18 protein-coding genes, 4 tRNA genes and 1 pseudogene are annotated in these 18,335 nt (G+C 57.3%); 13 read left to right on the forward strand and 10 right to left on the reverse strand.

Annotated features, from left to right (window positions below; translation table 11 throughout):
* Positions 1-386 precede the first annotated feature (386 nt).
* The 4 genes from ACPZMI_RS03630 (at position 387) to phnN (ending at position 1,532) form a co-directional block, all read left to right on the forward strand.
* Positions 387-462, forward strand: a tRNA-Asn gene (locus ACPZMI_RS03630).
* Between the two features lie 4 nt (positions 463-466).
* Positions 467-543, forward strand: a tRNA-Pro gene (locus ACPZMI_RS03635).
* A 6-nt stretch (positions 544-549) separates the two neighbouring features.
* Positions 550-625: transfer RNA gene (locus ACPZMI_RS03640), tRNA-Lys, on the forward strand.
* Between the two features lie 346 nt (positions 626-971).
* Positions 972-1,532, forward strand: coding sequence for a phosphonate metabolism protein/1,5-bisphosphokinase (PRPP-forming) PhnN (phnN, locus tag ACPZMI_RS03645; protein ID WP_186667679.1), 561 nt, complete (start codon positions 972-974; stop codon positions 1,530-1,532).
* Between the two features lie 105 nt (positions 1,533-1,637).
* Here phnN and ACPZMI_RS03650 read toward each other — a convergent pair whose 3' ends face one another.
* The 3 genes from ACPZMI_RS03650 to ACPZMI_RS03660 form a co-directional block, all read right to left on the reverse strand.
* A complete protein-coding gene (locus tag ACPZMI_RS03650) occupies positions 1,638-2,933 on the reverse strand; it encodes an NAD(P)/FAD-dependent oxidoreductase (RefSeq protein ID WP_186667680.1) in 1,296 nt (431 codons plus the stop codon).
* 84 nt (positions 2,934-3,017) lie between these two features.
* Positions 3,018-3,191: a DUF3094 family protein gene (locus ACPZMI_RS03655; protein ID WP_054895237.1), complete on the reverse strand. Its 174-nt coding sequence runs from the start codon at positions 3,189-3,191 to the stop codon at positions 3,018-3,020.
* 143 nt (positions 3,192-3,334) lie between these two features.
* Positions 3,335-3,964, reverse strand: coding sequence for a DUF1780 domain-containing protein (locus ACPZMI_RS03660; protein ID WP_065863331.1), 630 nt, complete (start codon positions 3,962-3,964; stop codon positions 3,335-3,337).
* 112 nt (positions 3,965-4,076) lie between these two features.
* Between ACPZMI_RS03660 and ACPZMI_RS03665 the strand changes: the two genes are divergently transcribed.
* Positions 4,077-4,772: an energy-coupling factor ABC transporter permease gene (locus ACPZMI_RS03665; protein ID WP_426351692.1), complete on the forward strand. Its 696-nt coding sequence runs from the start codon at positions 4,077-4,079 to the stop codon at positions 4,770-4,772.
* 167 nt (positions 4,773-4,939) lie between these two features.
* On the opposite strand, the gene yacG is transcribed toward ACPZMI_RS03665, so the two are convergent.
* The 4 genes from yacG to ACPZMI_RS03685 are packed head-to-tail and all read right to left on the reverse strand — an operon-like array spanning position 4,940 to position 7,836.
* A complete protein-coding gene (gene yacG, locus ACPZMI_RS03670; protein WP_054895240.1) occupies positions 4,940-5,140 on the reverse strand; it encodes a DNA gyrase inhibitor YacG in 201 nt (66 codons plus the stop codon).
* Positions 5,137-5,760: a dephospho-CoA kinase gene (gene coaE / locus ACPZMI_RS03675; RefSeq protein WP_426351693.1), complete on the reverse strand. Its 624-nt coding sequence runs from the start codon at positions 5,758-5,760 to the stop codon at positions 5,137-5,139. Before coaE ends, yacG begins: the two co-directional genes overlap by 4 nt.
* Entirely contained in the window at positions 5,760-6,626 is an 867-nt protein-coding gene (locus tag ACPZMI_RS03680; RefSeq protein WP_426351694.1) for a prepilin peptidase, read from the reverse strand. Before ACPZMI_RS03680 ends, coaE begins: the two co-directional genes overlap by 1 nt.
* 1 nt (position 6,627) lies before the next feature.
* Entirely contained in the window at positions 6,628-7,836 is a 1,209-nt protein-coding gene (locus ACPZMI_RS03685; protein WP_426351695.1) for a type II secretion system F family protein, read from the reverse strand.
* A gap of 214 nt (positions 7,837-8,050) precedes the next feature.
* Here ACPZMI_RS03685 and ACPZMI_RS03690 point away from each other — a divergent pair, with 214 nt between their 5' ends.
* Together ACPZMI_RS03690 and ACPZMI_RS03695 are read left to right on the forward strand one after the other, a co-directional pair.
* Positions 8,051-8,491, forward strand: coding sequence for a pilin (locus tag ACPZMI_RS03690; protein ID WP_411383812.1), 441 nt, complete (start codon positions 8,051-8,053; stop codon positions 8,489-8,491).
* 52 nt (positions 8,492-8,543) lie between these two features.
* Positions 8,544-8,619: transfer RNA gene (locus ACPZMI_RS03695), tRNA-Thr, on the forward strand.
* A 210-nt stretch (positions 8,620-8,829) separates the two neighbouring features.
* Here ACPZMI_RS03695 and ACPZMI_RS03700 read toward each other — a convergent pair.
* A complete protein-coding gene (locus tag ACPZMI_RS03700) occupies positions 8,830-9,480 on the reverse strand; it encodes a topoisomerase DNA-binding C4 zinc finger domain-containing protein (RefSeq protein WP_426351696.1) in 651 nt (216 codons plus the stop codon).
* Positions 9,481-10,382: 902 nt separating this feature from the next.
* Between ACPZMI_RS03700 and ACPZMI_RS03705 the strand changes: the two are divergent.
* From ACPZMI_RS03705 to ACPZMI_RS03715, 3 genes and pseudogenes are all read left to right on the forward strand, one after another.
* Positions 10,383-11,345: pseudogene (locus ACPZMI_RS03705) on the forward strand (integrase domain-containing protein).
* A gap of 137 nt (positions 11,346-11,482) precedes the next feature.
* Positions 11,483-12,328, forward strand: a complete 846-nt coding sequence (locus ACPZMI_RS03710; RefSeq protein WP_426351697.1) for a ParA family protein — start codon at positions 11,483-11,485, stop codon at positions 12,326-12,328.
* 3 nt (positions 12,329-12,331) lie between these two features.
* Entirely contained in the window at positions 12,332-12,706 is a 375-nt protein-coding gene (locus tag ACPZMI_RS03715) for a hypothetical protein (protein ID WP_426351698.1), read from the forward strand.
* A 1,029-nt stretch (positions 12,707-13,735) separates the two neighbouring features.
* Here the strand turns inward: ACPZMI_RS03715 and ACPZMI_RS03720 are convergent.
* Positions 13,736-13,921 carry a hypothetical protein gene (locus tag ACPZMI_RS03720; protein ID WP_426351699.1) on the reverse strand — a complete coding sequence of 62 codons (186 nt, stop codon included), beginning with the start codon at positions 13,919-13,921 and terminating at the stop codon, positions 13,736-13,738.
* Positions 13,922-14,112: 191 nt separating this feature from the next.
* Between ACPZMI_RS03720 and ACPZMI_RS03725 the strand changes: the two genes are divergently transcribed.
* Entirely contained in the window at positions 14,113-15,009 is an 897-nt protein-coding gene (locus tag ACPZMI_RS03725) for a hypothetical protein (protein ID WP_426351700.1), read from the forward strand.
* A gap of 569 nt (positions 15,010-15,578) precedes the next feature.
* Here the strand turns inward: ACPZMI_RS03725 and ACPZMI_RS03730 are convergent.
* Positions 15,579-16,448: a LysR family transcriptional regulator gene (locus ACPZMI_RS03730; RefSeq protein WP_426351701.1), complete on the reverse strand. Its 870-nt coding sequence runs from the start codon at positions 16,446-16,448 to the stop codon at positions 15,579-15,581.
* A gap of 271 nt (positions 16,449-16,719) precedes the next feature.
* On the opposite strand from ACPZMI_RS03730, the gene ACPZMI_RS03735 reads away from it, so the two are divergent.
* Positions 16,720-17,037: a helix-turn-helix domain-containing protein gene (locus ACPZMI_RS03735; RefSeq protein WP_186708483.1), complete on the forward strand. Its 318-nt coding sequence runs from the start codon at positions 16,720-16,722 to the stop codon at positions 17,035-17,037.
* Positions 17,030-18,289, forward strand: coding sequence for a type II toxin-antitoxin system HipA family toxin (locus ACPZMI_RS03740; RefSeq protein WP_426351702.1), 1,260 nt, complete (start codon positions 17,030-17,032; stop codon positions 18,287-18,289). The genes ACPZMI_RS03735 and ACPZMI_RS03740 overlap by 8 nt, the downstream gene beginning before the upstream one ends.
* The last annotated feature ends 46 nt before the right edge of the window (positions 18,290-18,335 follow it).

Raw genomic sequence — 18,335 nt, forward strand, 5'->3', positions numbered from 1 at the left:
TTATGGCAACTGGGGCGAAGGGAGAGGGAAACGAAGTTGTATGGACTGGAGGGGGGTCCCGTTGTGGACTGGCCACAGGACATCACCTGCGCAAACCCCGCAAACCCCCGATTTTTCGGCGCGGGATCTAACTCGCTGAAAATTTTGAAAAAAATGCTTGCACAAAAAAACGAGTGCCCCTAATATTCGCACCGCTGTCAGGCACTACGCAGATCACCGGCGGTAAAGATGATCTGAAAACAACTTACAAATCAGTAAGTTGGGTAAAAAAAAGTGGTTGACAAGCAAAACGAAGAATGTAGAATAGCCGGCCTCAGCAGCGACAACGCTGAAGAGATCGAAGCTAACACAAACTTCGAAGCTGTAAGAGTTGTACGAAGTTCAGTTCCGCGATAGCTCAGTCGGTAGAGCAAATGACTGTTAATCATTGGGTCCCTGGTTCGAGTCCAGGTCGCGGAGCCAATTTCGGGGTGTAGCGCAGTCCGGTAGCGCGCCTGCTTTGGGAGCAGGATGTCAGGAGTTCGAATCCCCTCACCCCGACCATTTTCCGGGTCGTTAGCTCAGTTGGTAGAGCAGTTGGCTTTTAACCAATTGGTCGTAGGTTCGAATCCTACACGACCCACCATGTAAAAAGGGCATCTCGAATGAGATGCCCTTTTTCTTTTGTCTCGAGAAAATCATTTCGTAACTCGCGGCTGTTTTCCTGGGGTTGCAACTGTTCTGTTCAAAATCTGAAGGCCAGCCACAATCTCTGTGGCAGCGGCCGACTTGGCGCGCGAGGGGCTGCTGGATATCCTCCCAGCGATTATCATTCGACCAGCCTGCTGCCGCGTTCATTCTCGGCACCGCCGGGCACAGCGGCATCGGTTTGCCCCGGGCCGTGCAAAGGATCAGTGCTGCGAGAGTCGCATGACCGTGGCGATATCCGCGTCGGTGCGGCAGGTATGGCGAGAAGCGAAGAGGGTGTACTGATGGCAGGCAGGTTGATTTACCTGATCGGGCCGTCCGGATCCGGCAAGGACAGCCTGCTGGACGCTGCCCGCGAACAACTGACAGCACGTGGCTGTCGCATTGCCCGGCGGGTCATCACCCGGTCTGCCGAAGCGATGGGCGAAGCCGCCCTGGCGGTGAGCGCCGCACAGTTCGAGCAGATGCGCGAGGACGGTGCATTTGCCCTGCACTGGCAGGCCAACGGCCTGCACTACGGCATTCCACGGGTCATCGACCAGTGGCTGGAAGAAGGGCACGACGTGCTGGTGAACGGCTCGCGTGGCTACCTGAATACGGCGCGGCAGCGTTATCCGAATTTGCAGGTGGTACTGCTCAGTGTCGAACAGGACATCCTGCGCCAGCGCCTGCTGGCGCGGGGGCGTGAGTCGCAGGAGGAAGTGCAGGCGCGCCTGGCGCGTAATGCCCGCTTTGCCAGCGAAGCGCGCGAGGCCGACCCCGGCTTGCTGGTGCTCGACAACTCCGGGCCATTGGCCGACACCGTCTCGCATCTGCTCGCGCACCTGGAGCGGCCATGCAGCTGACCCTGCTTGGCACTCTGCCCTGCCGATCACGCCAGAGCTTGCGGCCAATGCGCGGCGACGTGCTCGCAAAAAGGGCCGCAAAGCGGCCCTCGTGATCTCAGCTGATCAGTGCAACTTCAGGCGCGGCTCGGTGCCGCGGCCGATCTTGCTGCCGATCATCAGCATCGCCGTGCGGAACACCCCATACAGCGCCATCTGGTGCATGCGGTACAGCGATACATAGAACATCCGCGCCAGCCAACCCTCCAGCATCACGCTGCCGGTCAGGTTGCCCATCAGGTTGCCCACCGCCGAGAACCGCGACAGCGACACCAGCGAGCCGTAGTCCTTGTACGCGTAGGTTGGCAGCGGCTTGTTCTCCAGCCGCGCCTTCAGGCTCTTGGCCAGCATCGATGCCTGCTGGTGCGCCGCCTGCGCCCGCGGCGGCACATTGCGGTCGCTGCCCGGCTGCGGGCAGGCAGCGCAGTCGCCAAAGGCGAAAATGTCGTCATCCCGCGTGGTCTGCAGCGTAGGACGCACCACCAGCTGGTTGATCCGGTTGGTCTCCAGGCCGTCGATATCCTTGAGGAAGCCCGGCGCACGAATACCCGCCGCCCACACTTTCAGGCTCGCCTGGATCACTTCGCCGGTCGCGGTCTTCAGGCCTTCCTCGGTCACTTCGCTGACCGCGGCGTTGGTCATCACCGTCACCCCGAGTTTCTCCAGGGTCTTGTGCACCGGCACGCTGATGCGCTCCGGCAAGGCTGGCAGCACGCGCGGGCCGGCCTCGATCAGGGTGATGTGCATGTCCTTGGGCTGGATGCGGTCCAGGCCGTAGGCGGCCAGCTCGTGCGCAGCGTTGTGCAGCTCCGCCGCCAGTTCCACGCCGGTAGCACCGGCGCCGACGATGGCCACGCTGATCTGCTCGCTGGCCTGATCGCCGGCGTGGGCGCGCAGGTAGTGGTTGAGCAGTTGCTGGTGGAAGCGCTCGGCCTGCTTGCGGCTGTCGAGGAACAGGCAGTGCTGCGCCGCACCCAGGGTGCCGAAGTCGTTGGTGTTGCTGCCCACGGCGATCACCAGGGTGTCGTAGCCCAGGGTGCGCGCGGGCAGCAGCTCGCGGCCTTGTTCGTCGAGGGTCGCAGCCAGCTGGATCTGCTTGCCTTCACGGTCCAGGCCGCTCATGCGCCCCAACTGGAAGTTGAAGTGGTTCCACTTGGCCTGGGCCACGTAGTTCAGCTCGTCTTCCGAGGAGTTCAGCGAGCCGGCAGCCACTTCGTGCAGCAGCGGTTTCCAGATGTGCGTCAGGTTGGCGTCGACCAGAGTGATCTCGGCGCGTTTGCGCTTGCCGAGGCTCTTACCCAGGCGGGTCGCCAGTTCCACGCCGCCGGCGCCGCCGCCGACAATCACGATGCGATGAGTCATGGGGATATCTCACAAGTTTTACGGAATTCTTGGACACAAGGTCCGGCCGCTGCGTGCGAGAGAGGAGGGCGAGCGCAAGGCAGCTCATAGCACCAGTCCACTCAGCAAGCGGCTCAACAGGCCCAGACCAATGGTCACGATCACCACCAGGGCAAGGAGCAGCCAGGGCCTGAAAGGCTTGCGCTCGACTTGATGCTGGGGGGCTCGCAGATACTCATCGACGCGACGCTGATCTTCCGGATTCAGGCGGCTGGTCATGGTGGGCCTCGTGGGTAGACGCTTGGGATGACGAGAACGCTACAACCTTTCCTGCAGCGTTATCGCAAGCACGTGAAACAAATGATAATACCTTTCATCTCCGCCGCCGAGTGTACGCCATCGCAAAGACACCCGGCACGCGATCAAAGACTGATACCGACATCGAACAGAATGCTGCGCCCCAGGTTGCCGCGCAGGAAATCCGGCGCGTCCGGGTGGGCGAACAAGACCCGGGCGAAGGTCGGCCCCACCAGCGACAGCGAGCGCCAGCCCTGGCGCAGGTATTCGGTGGGTGGCGGGAAATGGCTGTTCAGGTCGAGCACTTCGCGCTTGAGGCTGGCGAAGGCGATGATATCCAGCTCGCTCAAGTCCAGCCCGCGCTCGCGGTAGTTGTGCGCCTTCTTGCGCAGGGTCGGGGCCAGGCGCGCGAGCAGCTCCTGCGCGCTGATGCGCCGGGGGCGCGCCTCGCGGCGCACCAGTTGGGCCAGGGAGAAGGCACTGCGCCGGCGCTGCAGTTCCTCGCGCCATTCGTCGTTGAGCCGACGCCCCTCGTCGAGGACGAAGAACACCTCGAACGCCGCATCGCGAAACAGCACGTCTGGCGGCTCTTGCCCGGCCGGGGTGAAGTCTTCGCTGCGGTAGGGAATGTTCAACCCTTGCAGCAGGCGTTGGCAGACCCAACGCTCACGCTCCCATTTGCGGGCATTGGACAGGAACGCGTTGGCTTGTTCGGCCTGGATGGTAAGCAGGCGCAGGTAGTCTGAGTCATCCATGGGAACAAGCTTAGCCTGCAATTGTGAAGGATAAGGGCTTGTTTGTTCGTGGGAATCGTCATCAGGGAATGGGTGTAGACTCGAAAGCATCCGACATGCACGCGAGGTCGCGATGATCAGCGCACAGGTCCTGTCCTCCACCAGCCTCACGCTTGGCTGGCTGGCCTACGTGCCCCTGTTGATCTGGGCGGCCAGCCGCACTCGCTGGGTCGAGCTGTTCAGCGACCCCCGCCGCCAGCACCTGCTGTTCGGCACCGTGTTCGGCCTGTTCGCGCTGTGGCTGGTGCGCCGCGATTTCGACACCGGCGTGTCCTACCACTTCATTGGCATGACTGCCGTGACCCTCCTGCTGGACTGGCCGCTGGCCATACTCGGCGGTTTTCTTGCCCAGCTCGGCCTGCTCGCCCTCGGCCGTCAGGACCTGGCCGCGCTGGGCGTCAACGGCCTGTTGATCATCGGCTTGCCGGTGCTGGTCACCGAGGTGTGCGCGATCCTGGTCGAACGCGCCCAGCCGCGTAACCTGTTCGTCTATATCTTCTGTTCAGGATTCTTCGCCGCCGCCCTGGCGACCTTGCTGTGTCTGATGGCCGCGCTGGGCGTGCTATGGCTGGACGGTCTGTTCGCCATGCCCGAGTGGCTCAGCGATTTCGTTGGCTACCTGTGGCTGATGATATTCCCCGAGGCCTTCATCAACGGCACCGTGATCAGCGCCCTGGTGGTGTTCTGCCCCGAGTGGCTGGAAACCTTCAACCGCACCCGCTATCTGCAGGCCCCATGGAAGGATGACGAGGGCCAGGGGAAGGGCTGAATCGCCTCTAAAAACCCCTGTGGAACCCCCTTTGGAAGTCACCTGTGGGGAACTGTCTTGTTGAAAATCTAAAGGTCAGCACAGCCCCTGTGGGAGCGGCGGTTCGGCGCTCCGACTTGTCCCGCGATCACCGGCAAAGCCGGTGCCATCCCCACCCCCTCATCAAATCAATGCCGAGGCTCAAGATCCCCCGAATACAGCTCATCCTCCGACTCCGGCGCTGCTGGAATCTTGTGTTCCTCGGCCGCCCAGGCCCCCAGGTCGATCAGCTTGCAGCGATCCGAGCAGAACGGCCGGTTCGGGCTCTTCTCGCTCCATTCCACAGGTGCGCCACAGGTCGGGCAATCGACGGTCATTGGCTGGCTCAAGGCTGGCCTCCTCGCAAAGTCAGGTAAAAGGCATGCAACTGGTCGATCTGCTGATGCAGCCACGGCAGGTCGCGGTCATTGACCACCACATCGTCGGCATGGCGCAGGCGCTCTTCCCGAGCCAACTGCGCCTTGAGAATCGCCTGCACCTGCTCCTCGCTGGTGTTGTCACGCTGCAGCGTGCGCGCGATCTGCACCTCTTGCGGCACATCGATCACCAGGATGCGTTGGGTCTTCTGGTACTGCCCCGACTCGATCAGCAGCGGCGATACATACACCGCGTAGGGCGACTCGGCCTTGGCCAGGTAGCTGAAGATCTCCTGCCCGATCAGCGGGTGCAGCAGTTGCTCGAGCCAGCGCCGCTGCGCCGGGTCGGCAAAGATCTGCTGGCGCAGGGCCGAGCGGTCGAGGGTGCCGTCATCCAGCAGCACGCCCGCACCAAAGCGCTCGACGATGCTCGCCAGCGCCGGCCGACCCGGCTCGACCACCCAGCGCGCCGCCTGGTCGGCATCCACCAGGTGCACGCCAAGCTCGACGAAACGCTCGGCAGCAGCGCTCTTACCGCTGCCGATGCCGCCGGTCAGTCCGAGAATCCAGGGGGTAAATGCAGCAGTGGTCATCAGTATCCGAGCAGTTGCATGTAGGAAGCGTATATTTCATCACCCCAGAGCCATGCGATCCAGCCCGCAATCGCCAGATAGGGCCCAAAAGGCATCGTCGTCCCCAGCGAAGCCTTGCGCAGGCGCAGCAGACACAGCCCGATCACCGCCCCCACCACCGACGACAGCAACAGTGTCAGCGGCAGCACCTGCCAGCCGCCCCAGGCGCCCAGCAGCGCCAGCAGCTTGAAGTCGCCATAGCCCAAGCCCTCCTTGCCGGTGACCAGCCGAAACAGCCAATACACCGACCACAGGCTCAGGTAACCGACCACCGCCCCCCACAGCGCATCGGCCAGCGGCACGAACAGACCGAAGGCATTGACCACCAGCCCCAGCCACAGCGTCGGCAGCACCAGCACATCCGGCAGCAATTGATGTTCCGCATCGATCAGGCTCAGGGCCAGCAGGCACCACGTCAGCACCAGCGCCAACAGCGCCTGCACGCTCACCCCGAAATGCCACGCCACCACCAGCGACAGCCCCGCGCAGGCCAGCTCCACCAGCGGATAACGCGGGCTGATCCGCCCTTTGCACGTCGAGCAGCGCCCGCGCAGGGCAAGGTAACTCACCACCGGAATGTTTTCCCACGCCCGAATCCGATGCCCGCAACTGGGGCAGTGCGAGGCCGGCAGGCACAGGTCGAAACGCTCATGCGCTTGCACCGGCATCCCCAGCACCTCCCGCGCCTCGTTCTGCCATTGGCGTTCGAGCATCACCGGCAAGCGATGCACCAGCACATTCAGAAAACTGCCCACCAGCAGCCCGAGCACGGCTGCACTTGCCAGGAAAAACCCTGGCTGGTCGGCAAGAAAAGTCCACAGATTCATGTCAGATCAGGCTACCCAACTGGAAGATCGGCAAGTACATGGCCACTACCAGGCCACCTACCAGAACACCGAGGATCAGCACGATGGCTGGCTCCAGCAGACTGGTCAACTGCTCCAGCGCCTGGCCGACCTGCTCCTCGTAATGACAGGCCGCCTTGTTCAGCATCGCCTCCAGCGTGCCGCTGGATTCACCGATCGCCGTCAACTGCACCAGCAGTGGCGCGAACAACGGCTCCAGCGCCATCGCCTGATGCAGCCCCAAGCCATTGGCCATGCCTTGGCGCAACTGGCGAATCGCCCGCTCGTGCAAGGCATCGCCGCTCGCCGCCGCTACGGTCTCCAGCGCATCGAGCAGCACCACCCCCGAACCATAGGCCGTCCCCAGGCTGCGTGCGAACCGTGCCAACGCCGCATGGCTCAACAACCGCCCGAACACCGGCACTCGCAGCGCCTGGCGAATCATCCACAACCGCCCCGGCAGATGCTCCTGGTACAGCTTGCGCAACGCCAGCCCCGCCACACCGAATACCCCCAGCACACCGAGCAGATGGCGCCCCAGCGCGTCAGACAATTCGATAACCCACCGGGTAAATGCAGGTAGCTCCTTACCCACCCCCGCAAACACCCCCTCGAAGCGTGGCACCACCTCCAGCAACAGCAACGCCGACACCCCAAGCCCCGTCAGCAGCAGAATCAGCGGATACAGCATCGCCTTGCGCACCCGGCGCCGCAGCGCCTGACGCCGCTCCAGCAGGTCTGCCAATTGTTCCAGCTGCCGATCCAGCGTCCCCGACTGCTCTCCGACCCGTACCAGGTTGCAGTACAACGCATCGAACCAACGCGGGTGCCGCTGCAACGCATCCGCCAACCCCAGCCCCGCAGAAACATCCTGCTGCAAGCGCCCAAGCAACCCCACCATCCCCGCGTCAGCACCACTGCGCCCCATCACCTCGAACGCCTGCAGCAGCGGCACTCCCGCTTTCAACAGCGTCGCCAACTGACGCGAAAACCCCGGCGCATCCACCTTCTCCCGTCGCACCGGCAGTTTCCAACCCCGCCCACCCGCAGGCCACACCCGCGCGCCCTCGATGCCCTGGCGTAACAACCCCGCCTGCACGAATGCCGGGCTACGTCCCAGCATCTGCCCACTGACCCGCGCCCCCTGCGCATCCACGCCCTGCCACGCATACAACCGAGTCGAACCCTTCATTCACCAGCTCCTTGCTACACCCCGACAAGCTCCGTAACAGCTTGCCGCGCCCCACCCAGGGCAGAAACTCCAGACGCCCACTAGAGTAGTCGAGCGGACATGACGTCCAGCCACGCAGGGGTGACAAAAGGTGTCCGTTGGGCTCTACTGCGCCCCAGCCGGCCCCGGCCCGCCCAGCGGCTCGCGGCCCGACCGAATCGACAAGGAACCTGTTATGAAAGGCCAACGCGGTATCACCCTCATCGAACTGATGATCGTCGTCGCGATCATCGGCATCCTCGCGACCATCGCTATCCCCATGTACACCAACCACCAGGCCCGCACCAAAGCAGCGGCCGGCCTCCTGGAAATCTCCGCGCTCAAGACCCCGATGGACCTGCGCCTGAACGAAGGCAAGGACGTCGCCGACGTTACCGCGCTGGGCGGGCAACCCACGACCAACCACTGCGCCATCGTCGCCAGCGGCAATGCCGCTGCAGGCACCGGCAGCATCGTCTGCACCCTCGCGGATGCGCCTGCGAACGTGGTGGGCAAGCGCCTGACACTGACCCGCGCGGCGACCGGGTGGGCGTGCACCACCGACATCGAGGAGGATCTCGCGCCCAGCGGCTGTGCAGGTTCGGCGGGGCAGGGTGGGGCGCAGGGTAATAAGTGAAGGGAAACAGGGGTTTGCGTATGGATGGCGGCGGTGGTAGCTTTGCGGACACGCCGGTGTAGCTCAGTCGGTAGAGCAGCGCACTCGTAACGCGAAGGTCGCAGGTTCGATTCCTGTCTCCGGCACCATTTTCAATAGGCGCAACGTAGTTTGGCTTGTGCAACAAGAAGGCCCGCTTTGGCGGGCCTTCTTGTTTCTGGATCTTTCTACTTTTTTACTGCTGTTTCCCACCAACCAGCGCACTCGACACCTGAGAGCCCACACAGCCTTTGTGGGAGCGGGCTTGCCCGCGAATGCGGTTACGCTAGCAGAAGGGACAGCTCGTCATACCCAAAATCTCAGATTCGCGGCTGGGGCTGACTGACAGATGGATCAACCCCTAAAGCTTCGATTGTTCGAATTCCTGAACATCTTGGATAGGTAGAACAGCCATAGAAAGGTTTTCCCGCGTGCCTTCCACGTTTGGCCACGCGCTGAACCATACGACTTCCACAGTTTGGGCAAAGGTCATGGTCGTCCTGGATTTCATGCGTTGAGGTTTGTTCGGGGGCGGGCGCTATAGATTCTGATCGGGGCGACTTTCTTGATCGGCGCCATGAGGGATAAAGGAGCCAGGCGAACGGGGTAGCGATGAAGACCAACAGCAGCCCTACCGCGATCCATCGTTTTTGATACTTGGTGAGTCGATTGCCATTTCGATAACTGCTTCCCCCCGCCTCAGTGACGCGGGAGTAATCCCTGTCTGAGCTGCCTTCCTGAGATCGAATCGAGGATGTTGAAAATTGCACGCTCGGCCTTTGGCTAGGCGTTTGGCGATTCTGGGTCCCAGACATTAACGCAAAAGATGCGTAAGCGAACGGGAACGGCTGAGGTTGAAGCAGTTGCACATGGTTCCATTCGGTATGGTGTTTTACACAGCCGGATAGTAGGAGCGTCATGGTGATGACTACACGGCCTCGAGAAAGCTTGCACATCATCGGCGGCTCCATGCCAGTGAGGATCGATATACTAGTTTGCCCTCAAGACAAATGCCTCTCAGAGTCTAAAAACAGGACCGAAAAGCCCCGCTGCGTGGGGGAATAACCTAAAAGACATAAGGATCAAGTCAGGCGGAAAACCCGGTTTTCCGAGCACTCAATATCATGTCCAATCGCAAAATCATGCGAACTCATCGATTGGCCATCCCGTACTGCGGACGTAAAGATTGTGCAAGCGCTGTCGATGACAGCAACCCAGGTAATCCGAACCTTGAACGTTACGCCGTTTCAGCGGTGGTTCTCCCCTCCAAATGGCGATTCGCATCCGGCAGCTCGCCCGGTCACCTCCCCGGTGATGGATGCCTACTTCAAATCATGGCCCTCGTGCGCCAGACAACACCTCCTACTTTGCTGCTCTGCAGCAACCTATCCGCTTGGCCGAATCTTGCGCCAACCTGCGCCCGTCTCTTTCTCCTGGAAAGAGACGGGCACTTCTACCACTGCTGCAGCCCTCATTGCACAAGGCTTTGCGGCATTCCCCCTCGTGACAATCGGCGTGACAAACGCCGATGTCACCAGCAACAGCGCTGTAGATGATGGTGCCGCAGACCAAGGAATGGACTGCACCTGACTGACAGTCAGGCATGCCCCGGTCATCGCATTGCTGCTTGCACATGGCTCAGGATCTCGCGGCACTGGTCTCGTCAGCCAATGCTGCCTCCACCCGCCCACCGGTAACGGTGCTCAGGAGGCCAGATCATGAGATGCCTTCGCTCCCGGACGTAAGGAGCCGCCAGTCCCGCGTTAGAGGACATCCCCACAGGTCGCAGGGGCCTTGATCCCTGATAACACTCAGCATTCCTGGCGGGATGACGTGGGGCGAGGATCTGAGAACGGCAGATGAGGTGACCGACATGGCATTGGTGGGTAGGCGCGATGGCCGCAATTTCGGCTTTGGCAAGCAATTGAGCTACGCAGGGCCGCAGGCGCTGAAAGACTAGTTCGGCTGTGGCCACAGTCAAAGCGCACTGTGATGGGTGGGTGATGGGCATTCGTCAAATGGTTTTGTTCCGAGGAGCGGTCCGGTATCAAACATGCGCATCTCACTTACGCGACCTGGTCGGACCGAGGATCTTGCTCTGAGCACCGCATAAGACAGGTTATCCAACGTTAGGGTCTGTCTGAAATGTGTCTGCGCGAAGGCCAGACAAGGCGAAACGGGGGGAGGAACGCCCGGGGTCGCGCACGACTGTACTGGAGTACATGAGCATTCCGAGCCCCGTTTCAACGCAGTATGGGCGAGTGCAGATACATTTCAGACAGAGCCTAGCAAGACAATGGCGGTGCTTCGCGGTGATCAGTACGTGAAGTTGCCAAGTCCGAGCAAGGCTATGGTATGCAGCGCACCGGGTGGAGAAATTCTGTGCCGCAGCGTCAAGACCGCGAACAGATTAAGCAGATCGTCGATGCGCTTTGCAGCCATCAGCTGCTGCGAGGGGGGCCGTGCTTATATTTGCTGGCGCGAGCCACAGGGATGCGCTTGCGTGAGGCCATCTTATCGGACTTGGCACGGTTAAAACGTGAGGCTAACGACCTAGGCAGAAATCATCCGCCCTGCACCGGATATCCTGCATGCACATAACCTCGGAGGTTTCCATGTGCTTCGGGCGGCTTACGCTTTTGAGCGCTATGCTCTAGTCACCAATTCTCAAGGTTTTAGTGCGGCACATCGCTTAGCCCTGGCGGTACTTCAGGAGAGCGAAGTTCTGGCGCGAAATCCAGGATGCTCGAGAGGTCATGGCGCGCGAAAACAAAGAGACCGTTTCATCGGAGGCAGAGCAATAGGAACCGTGTTGATCATTTTTTGCTCTATTTAATGCCGAAAATTTTTTGCAAATGAAAAATCTAGACTCCACGCCATCAAAATAGTAGCGTCTTAGTAGTGGAGAGTGCGGATGGTACAGATACCTTCTAAAATGAAAGAATCATAATAAGCTAATACGAGGACTAGATCGTGACAAAAGTAGTAAGCTTCATTAACCTAAAAGGTGGTGTTGGCAAAACCACGACGACTGTGAATATTGCTGCAACTCTTGCAGTCGACGGTTACAAGGTTCTAGTAATCGACCTCGATCCACAAACAAATGCGACTGTATCGCTGATCGATCAAGAGGACTGGCAGGATCGGCATGATCGCGGGCAAACATTATATCATATGTTCAATGATATGTTAAAAGGCGAAAGTCAATTCAATATAGATGACGCCATACTTAACGATGTTGCGGATATAGAAGGGTTAGATTTATTGCCATCGAGCATACATTTGGTGGAGATTCAAGATGATATACCAGACATGGATAATAAAGCGTATGTTAGTCACGTTGATGTGCTGGGTAATATAATTGAAGATATAAAAGAAGATTACGATTTCATACTTATCGACTGTCCGCCGAATCTTGGTGCAATCACATTAAACGGAATAAGTATCAGTGATTATTATATAGTTCCTACAGTTCCAGATATCCTGTCGAAAATTGGCATAAGCCTGATACTGAATAGAATAAATTCATTTAAAAAAAGAAAGCACAGCTGTAAAATAGATTTGGCGGGGATTATTTTTACAAAAGTTGACTATAGAACGAACTTGCACAAGTCAACCATGACTGAATTGCGCTCAGGTGACTATAGTGAAGTCGTTTTTGAAAATGATTTCCCTCAGCGGATCTCGGTCGCTGAAGCACCAGTAGACTCAAGGCCATTCATAACATCTGCTACAGCCAAAAGAAAATCGGACTTCCATGATACGAAAGGGATTATCACAGCACTTACTGCTGAATTCCTGGAGCGAGTAGGAGTCTAATATATGAAAAACATAAGCAGAAAAGATATAGAAATATTTGGGAAGGTACTTTCTGAAATCGGTGGGGCGATTGAGGAAAATCCAGAAATTCTTCTCGGCTTATTGAGGCCATTTTATGAGAAAAATCAAAAGGAACAAAAAGAAAAGGAGGTGGTCCGGCCGGAGGTTGAGGGTCTAAATATTTTCGACTCGTTCAAAGATAAGAAGAAAAGTGAGATCGAAAAAGAGCTCGCAGAGTTTAATAAGGAAGAGTTAAGATTTTTAATTAAGAAGTATAGCCTTGGCGCAACCAAGCTGTCCTCTAATGAAAAGCTATCAGAGTTTATTGCCGATCAAGTTACAAAAAGAACAAAAGATGTATTTATAAATCAAGAGTAAGTTAACTCCGGCTGCGTTGCTTTTCTCAACGTAGCCCGTTGGTAAGCGCTTCATGAACCTCCACGTTCAAAGCGCTTACCTGCATCTCCGATGCTCCCGATTTCCTTCTGTAGCTTGCCGGCGATGATGCGACCCGGCGCCAAAGTCGAATAAGTGTACGTCTATCCCTTACTCGTTGACGTTTGAACATTCATCGACGGATTCCCCGTAGGTCGACTCGATATCAAGATAGCGGTGTTCGACTTCGCGCGTCTCGTTTTTCTCAACCAGCGCGCAACCACGTAAAATCTTGTATTGGAAAGCAACGGCGTCTGCCTCTGTCTCAAATGCTTGCAGTCTGAGCGTTTAAACCTCGCCCGATTTCACTGATGAATTCATTGTCCTGACGTCCAGGAACAGAAATGCTTACTCAAAGGCTTCAGGCTGTGGTGTACCCGTTTGTATCCTGTCTTGAGCCCTAGTTTCGTCACCTGATTTAGTATAATTCGCGGCATGACTTCTATGCCCGAAACCTCTCTGACGATCCCGTTCTGCTCAAGCGAACACATGTAAGTCACATTGCTCACCGCCCAGCATCAGCCGATCCGAGTTCAAATTGGTCTGCCTATGCCGCGTAGGACGCATGCAGCCCGGGGGGAATTAGTGCCGCTTACGCCCAACCGTCAGCAAATGCGCTATGCGCCGGCCTCAGTATACCGTTAGGCAAGCACTGGAGCGTGGCTATTTGACATCCCTGTCCTAGTAAGCAAAAGTACTTAAGCGGAAAAGGCAAAGGATGGCTAAATGCTGTATGGATATCCAGTAAAAAGCTTTACTATGCTAGCTCTATCCAACAGAGTCGCTGGCGCGTTCGCGCACGGCGGTGGAAGGGCTGATTATGCTTAGCATCCTCATGAAATTCGCGCTTGTAGTAACAACGATTGCGCCCATCGGTTTGACGCTCTCATTCTTGCTTTATCAAAGCCTTGACCAGAAGCTATGGTCGCTATTTACACTATTTTGTTCGTTGTCGCTTTGTGCGACTTGTCATCAGATAATTATATCTTCATCCGCAAAATTGAACAAAACTACCGTCACCGCAGTTTCGATAAAGCCTGCCGATAAAGAGATTTCAGGATATTTTGTGGCGTACATGCTGCCAGTACTTGGTGGGGGGAAGTATTTCCTTGAGCCGCTCACGTTCGCCTTTTTCGCGTTAATGTTCTTTGTTTTCATCTGGGTGTCTAAGTCTTTCTACGCGAACCCAGTTCTAGCAATTTGCGGGTATAAGTTCTATGAGGTTCAGCTAAATAATGGCGGAAACCTTTTGCTTGTCACGAAGAAGGTAATCAGTAAGCCAGCAGATGTTGGTAAGGTAAGTTACATTACGTCGCACACAGTGCTTGAGTCATTTTAGGAGCCAACGGATGGATCTTTTTGTTTTGCTAGGCACAACGCCGCGTATTCTTAGAGTTGTTACGAGTGGCGAGCTTCAAACAGATATCGAGGTGGAGCTTCGTCGGCAAACTCAGGCATTCATTAGCAACAAAACCGACGTTGCCTTTGATGCACGCTACCGACCTGATGACGACGAGGTACTTCTGATAGATGGCTTCGATGATCTGGACGGCCTGATTGCCGCTGTGCGAGAGCCAGATAACGCAGACATTTGGCAGCCCTCGGAGCAGGGGCTGGGTGTAATCAAAGGACTGTTTGGAGGCTTCACTGAAAATGGACTTACGACAGTAGTTGTCCAAGCTTTCGACAAGCGTCAAGCAATAGCCACGGGAAGGTTTTCAATTTTTTATGACAGAAACACCTTTCGTCGACTAGATGGGATAGGTATTGCATTAGACAATAAGCCAACCGCAATACTTACTCAACGTGTTGCTGATAATTCTCCTACCGAGCTTAGATTCGTTAGCCTTCATAATGCTCGGCGGCTTTTTGACATGGATGCGTATTATCATGAGAGCACTAAGGAGGAGGTGGAAAGTTTCTTTAACCTTGATAAATTTCATGGCTTTGACTCCGCCTGGCTTGATGCGAATATTGATAACTGGATACGCAAGAAGGTCACATTCATTAATCAAGAAGGTATTCTCGACGCTTGTACGCCACAGGAGTTACGTAATGCCGCTGCCGGCTTTGATATTGATATAGGAATTCATGATGAGGCCGGGCAAATGAAGCTTGTCTTCCCAGGAGACAAGAAGAGTCTTAAGGCCTTGCTAAGGTTTCTGGATGAGGATATTTATCAATCCCCAATTTCAGGTAATCGTTTCCAGACGAACTCCAAGCGGAAGATAGCTGCTCAAGCTTGAGGCATCAATAACCTCTACCGAATGTGTGATGTGAGTTAAGCTGTACTGATACTAAGGAAGGCGCTGCCGCTTGGGAAGCGTATGTCGCCGACTCAGGGTCAATGAAACATAACCGAACCATATTATGATTATTCATTGCACATAATGTCGCCAGTACGTCGAGGAGCAACTCAAAGGGGGCACATTTATTTTTTGTTACGCTCGCTGATGAAGCGGAAATTTTGGGCCTGTTCCGTGTAAAGACGCGATACTCGAATCGTTCTCTGAAGGTTGTAATGTTCACTCGAGCCTACGGTAAAAATAGATCTGCCCTCTTTTTACAGCACAGGTCGGCTGCACCGTGCTGACTTGATCGAATAATCCTTAGGCATTGTTGTGCCAGCGGGCCGTAGTCAAACACGACTACATGCCCATGCTCGCGACACACTAGGGGCTGTGTGAAAAGTCTTGAGACGGTGGTAAGGCAAGGCGATAACAGCCGAGCAAGCGGAGTTTACGGGCTGTAAATGAGCATTCCGAGGCTGTTTTCAACGCAGCATCATCGAGTATCAAGGCTTTTCGTACAGAGCCTAGCGCACGCGCCCCAGCATCTCGATATAGCGCTGCACCGTCGGCGCCTTTTCGAAACGGCGATGCAGCAGGGCCAGGCAGGAGCGCGGCTGGCAATCTTCGATCGGGCGATAGTTGACCTGCGGCAGATTGACCCTGCGCACCATCGACTCCGGCACCACCGCGATGCCCTGGCCCAGCGAGACCAGAGCGACCACCGCCACCAGGCTGCCGGGCTGCGGCCCCAGGTGCGGGGTGAAGCCTCCCTGTGCGGCTACCGCCAAGGTGCCGGAGATCTGCTCGGGCAGGATGAAGGTTTCCCCGGCCAGCCGTGCGGCGTTGATCTGCGGCAGTTCGTTGAGGCGGGAGCTGGAGGGCAGGGCGAGGAGGAAGCCTTCTTCCAGCAGCGTAATGGCGTTCAGTTCTTCTGGCAGTTCCATGGGCATTCGTACATAGGCGAGGTCAAGCTGCCCATCACGAACCAGCTCGGGCGAGGCCATCATGGCGACCTCGCGAATATTGAGCTGGACGCCGGGGCAGGATTGACTGAAGTGCGTCACTTGCTGCTGCAAAAGCCCCGAGTACGCGGCAGAAGCCACATAACCCAGTTCGATACGCCCGACATCGCCCCGCCCGGCCCGCTGCGCGCCGAGTTGCGCAGCATCGAACTGGCGCACCGCCTGCAACGCCTCGACCCGCAGCGCTTCACCCGCCGCGGTGAGACGCACGGCCCGCTGGCTGCGCTGGAACAGGCGTACGCCAAGCTCGTTTTCCATGTCCTGGATCTGCCGGCTCAGCGTTGGCGGAGCGATGCCCAACTGCTCAGCGGCACGGGTGAAGTGACCGTGCTGGGCAACACTCAGGAAGTAGCGGAAATGGCGGATTTCCATGGGGGTTACTTGGCTCGTGGATTTGATGATGGTGCAACGCTACAGGGGGGATGGCTTGGGTGCCAAGCGGGATTATGCAAACCAGCTTGCTGGAAGACGGGTGAGTTTGTGAATGAAAACTTTCGTAAAAGATATAGTTAACTTCTAAAAATTAGGTTTTATGTCAATTAACTTCAGATAAGACATTTTTTTTAGGAATTATGTGAGGCGGCCATCATCGAAGAGAACTATAATCGACCCATCGCAGAATGTGTGGGAGTCAGCGCGTCGTATGTTGGATCTAAGCCTCAGCAAGCCAAGCGAAGTCGTCAAGCGACTCTGTGAGCGTCTGCGCAGCGAGCGGCTGGCGCAGCAACTGACGCAGGCAGAGGTGGCTGCACGCGCAGGTATTGCTACGAATACGGTGTCCAGTCTCGAATCAGGACGCAGTGTCGGCTTCGAAAATCTTGTGCGAATCGCCATGGTGCTCGGGCGCGGCAAGGAGCTGGAGGCGTTGTTCATGCCTGCGCTCGAGAGCCTTGACGACTTGCGTCGTTATGAGCAAGGCGCCAAGCGGCAACGGATCAGGAGCAAGCGCGACAATGTCTGAACAAGTGCGCGTGTACTACGAAGGGTGGGGCGAGCGCTGGTTGTGGGGCGCATTGGCCTCCACGGCAGCCGTGGGAGGTCGTCCGCAGATCGTGTTCGAGTACAGCAATGAAGCCAGGCAACGCGGGTTTGAGTTGTCTTCGTACCTGCTGCCACTCCGTGGTGAGGCCTTGCGCAAGGGCTTCGCTGCGCATCAGTCGGGTTTGCCGGGGCCTGTCTATGATGCCCTGCCCGATGGCTGGGGCATGTTGCTGATGGACCGACTGTTCAAGCGCCGTGGTCTCAATGCTGCACGCATTGGTCCGCTCCAACGCCTGGCTTATATCGGCGACAACGCAATGGGCGCGATGTCATTCGAGCCTGTAGCGCCGCAAGGGCCAGAGGTGAACGAGCATATTCCCCTTGAGCTACTGGCAGCAGAAGTCCAATCCGTGCTCAAGGGTGAGGGCGGCGAGTTTTTGCACAAGCTTCTTTTGGTCGGTGGCTCTCCTCAAGGTGCCAGGCCGAAGGCGCTGGTTTATCGTGATACGCACAGCGGCGTGTTTACAACAGTGGCCAGGCCTGGGCTCGAGGCTTGGCTGATCAAGTTTCCGGCCAGGGAGGAGCATCCGGAGGTCTGCGCCATTGAGATGGTCTATGCCCAATGCCTCAGGTTGTGCGGCATCCAGACACCGGATACCCAGCATTTCAACTTGCCGGACGGACAGGCCGCTTTTGCCAGTAAACGCTTTGATCGCCAGGGCGACCTGCGTGTCCCCATGCAAAGCCTTGCTGCATTTACGGGGGCAGACTTCAGATCTCCCGGAGCTCTGGACTACGTCAACTTTCTACGCGCCACGCATCTGTGCACCAATGATGTACGTGAGAAGGCGCGTGCGTTCGAGCGTGCTGTTTTCAACGTTGCCTTCAATAACCGCGACGATCATCCCAAGAACTTTGCCTACCTCATGTCGCGCACCGGAGAGTGGACGTTGGCGCCGGCATATGACGTGACGTTCTGCGAAGGGCCGGGCGGATATCACCAGATGGATGTGATGGGGGAAGCGCTGGATATCGGTCGTCGGCAAATGCTTGCCTTGGCGAACGAGGCTGAGATTGGCGCGGATACAGCAGGCGACATCATCGACCGCATTTGCGCGGTTGCTGCTCGCTTCACAGATATGGCCCAAGCCAGCTATCCGCAAATGATCAGCCAGGACACCCTGCGCACCGTGCAAGGTCGTATTGATGAAAACATCGCTTTGCTTCGCTGAGTCTGTCGGCAAGGCCGTCCCAGCACCAACCTGTGGGAGCGGGCTT

The sequence above is a fragment of the Pseudomonas wayambapalatensis genome, from assembly GCF_049942315.1.
Classification (GTDB): Bacteria; Pseudomonadota; Gammaproteobacteria; order Pseudomonadales; family Pseudomonadaceae; genus Aquipseudomonas; species Aquipseudomonas wayambapalatensis.

What these genes read in the sequence shown, in the direction of transcription:
- phnN (WP_186667679.1), top strand. Translation starts at nt 972, where the DNA reads ATGGCAGGCAGGTTGATTTACCTGATCGGGCCGTCCGGATCCGGCAAG.
- ACPZMI_RS03650 (WP_186667680.1), bottom strand. Translation starts at nt 2,933, where the DNA reads ATGACTCATCGCATCGTGATTGTCGGCGGCGGCGCCGGCGGCGTGGAA.
- ACPZMI_RS03655 (WP_054895237.1), bottom strand. Translation starts at nt 3,191, where the DNA reads ATGACCAGCCGCCTGAATCCGGAAGATCAGCGTCGCGTCGATGAGTAT.
- ACPZMI_RS03660 (WP_065863331.1), bottom strand. Translation starts at nt 3,964, where the DNA reads ATGGATGACTCAGACTACCTGCGCCTGCTTACCATCCAGGCCGAACAA.
- ACPZMI_RS03665 (WP_426351692.1), top strand. Translation starts at nt 4,077, where the DNA reads ATGATCAGCGCACAGGTCCTGTCCTCCACCAGCCTCACGCTTGGCTGG.
- coaE (WP_426351693.1), bottom strand. Translation starts at nt 5,760, where the DNA reads ATGACCACTGCTGCATTTACCCCCTGGATTCTCGGACTGACCGGCGGC.
- ACPZMI_RS03680 (WP_426351694.1), bottom strand. Translation starts at nt 6,626, where the DNA reads ATGAATCTGTGGACTTTTCTTGCCGACCAGCCAGGGTTTTTCCTGGCA.
- ACPZMI_RS03685 (WP_426351695.1), bottom strand. Translation starts at nt 7,836, where the DNA reads ATGAAGGGTTCGACTCGGTTGTATGCGTGGCAGGGCGTGGATGCGCAG.
- ACPZMI_RS03690 (WP_411383812.1), top strand. Translation starts at nt 8,051, where the DNA reads ATGAAAGGCCAACGCGGTATCACCCTCATCGAACTGATGATCGTCGTC.
- ACPZMI_RS03700 (WP_426351696.1), bottom strand. Translation starts at nt 9,480, where the DNA reads ATGGAGCCGCCGATGATGTGCAAGCTTTCTCGAGGCCGTGTAGTCATC.
- ACPZMI_RS03715 (WP_426351698.1), top strand. Translation starts at nt 12,332, where the DNA reads ATGAAAAACATAAGCAGAAAAGATATAGAAATATTTGGGAAGGTACTT.
- ACPZMI_RS03720 (WP_426351699.1), bottom strand. Translation starts at nt 13,921, where the DNA reads ATGAAAACAAAGAACATTAACGCGAAAAAGGCGAACGTGAGCGGCTCA.
- ACPZMI_RS03725 (WP_426351700.1), top strand. Translation starts at nt 14,113, where the DNA reads ATGGATCTTTTTGTTTTGCTAGGCACAACGCCGCGTATTCTTAGAGTT.
- ACPZMI_RS03730 (WP_426351701.1), bottom strand. Translation starts at nt 16,448, where the DNA reads ATGGAAATCCGCCATTTCCGCTACTTCCTGAGTGTTGCCCAGCACGGT.
- ACPZMI_RS03735 (WP_186708483.1), top strand. Translation starts at nt 16,720, where the DNA reads ATGTTGGATCTAAGCCTCAGCAAGCCAAGCGAAGTCGTCAAGCGACTC.
- ACPZMI_RS03740 (WP_426351702.1), top strand. Translation starts at nt 17,030, where the DNA reads ATGTCTGAACAAGTGCGCGTGTACTACGAAGGGTGGGGCGAGCGCTGG.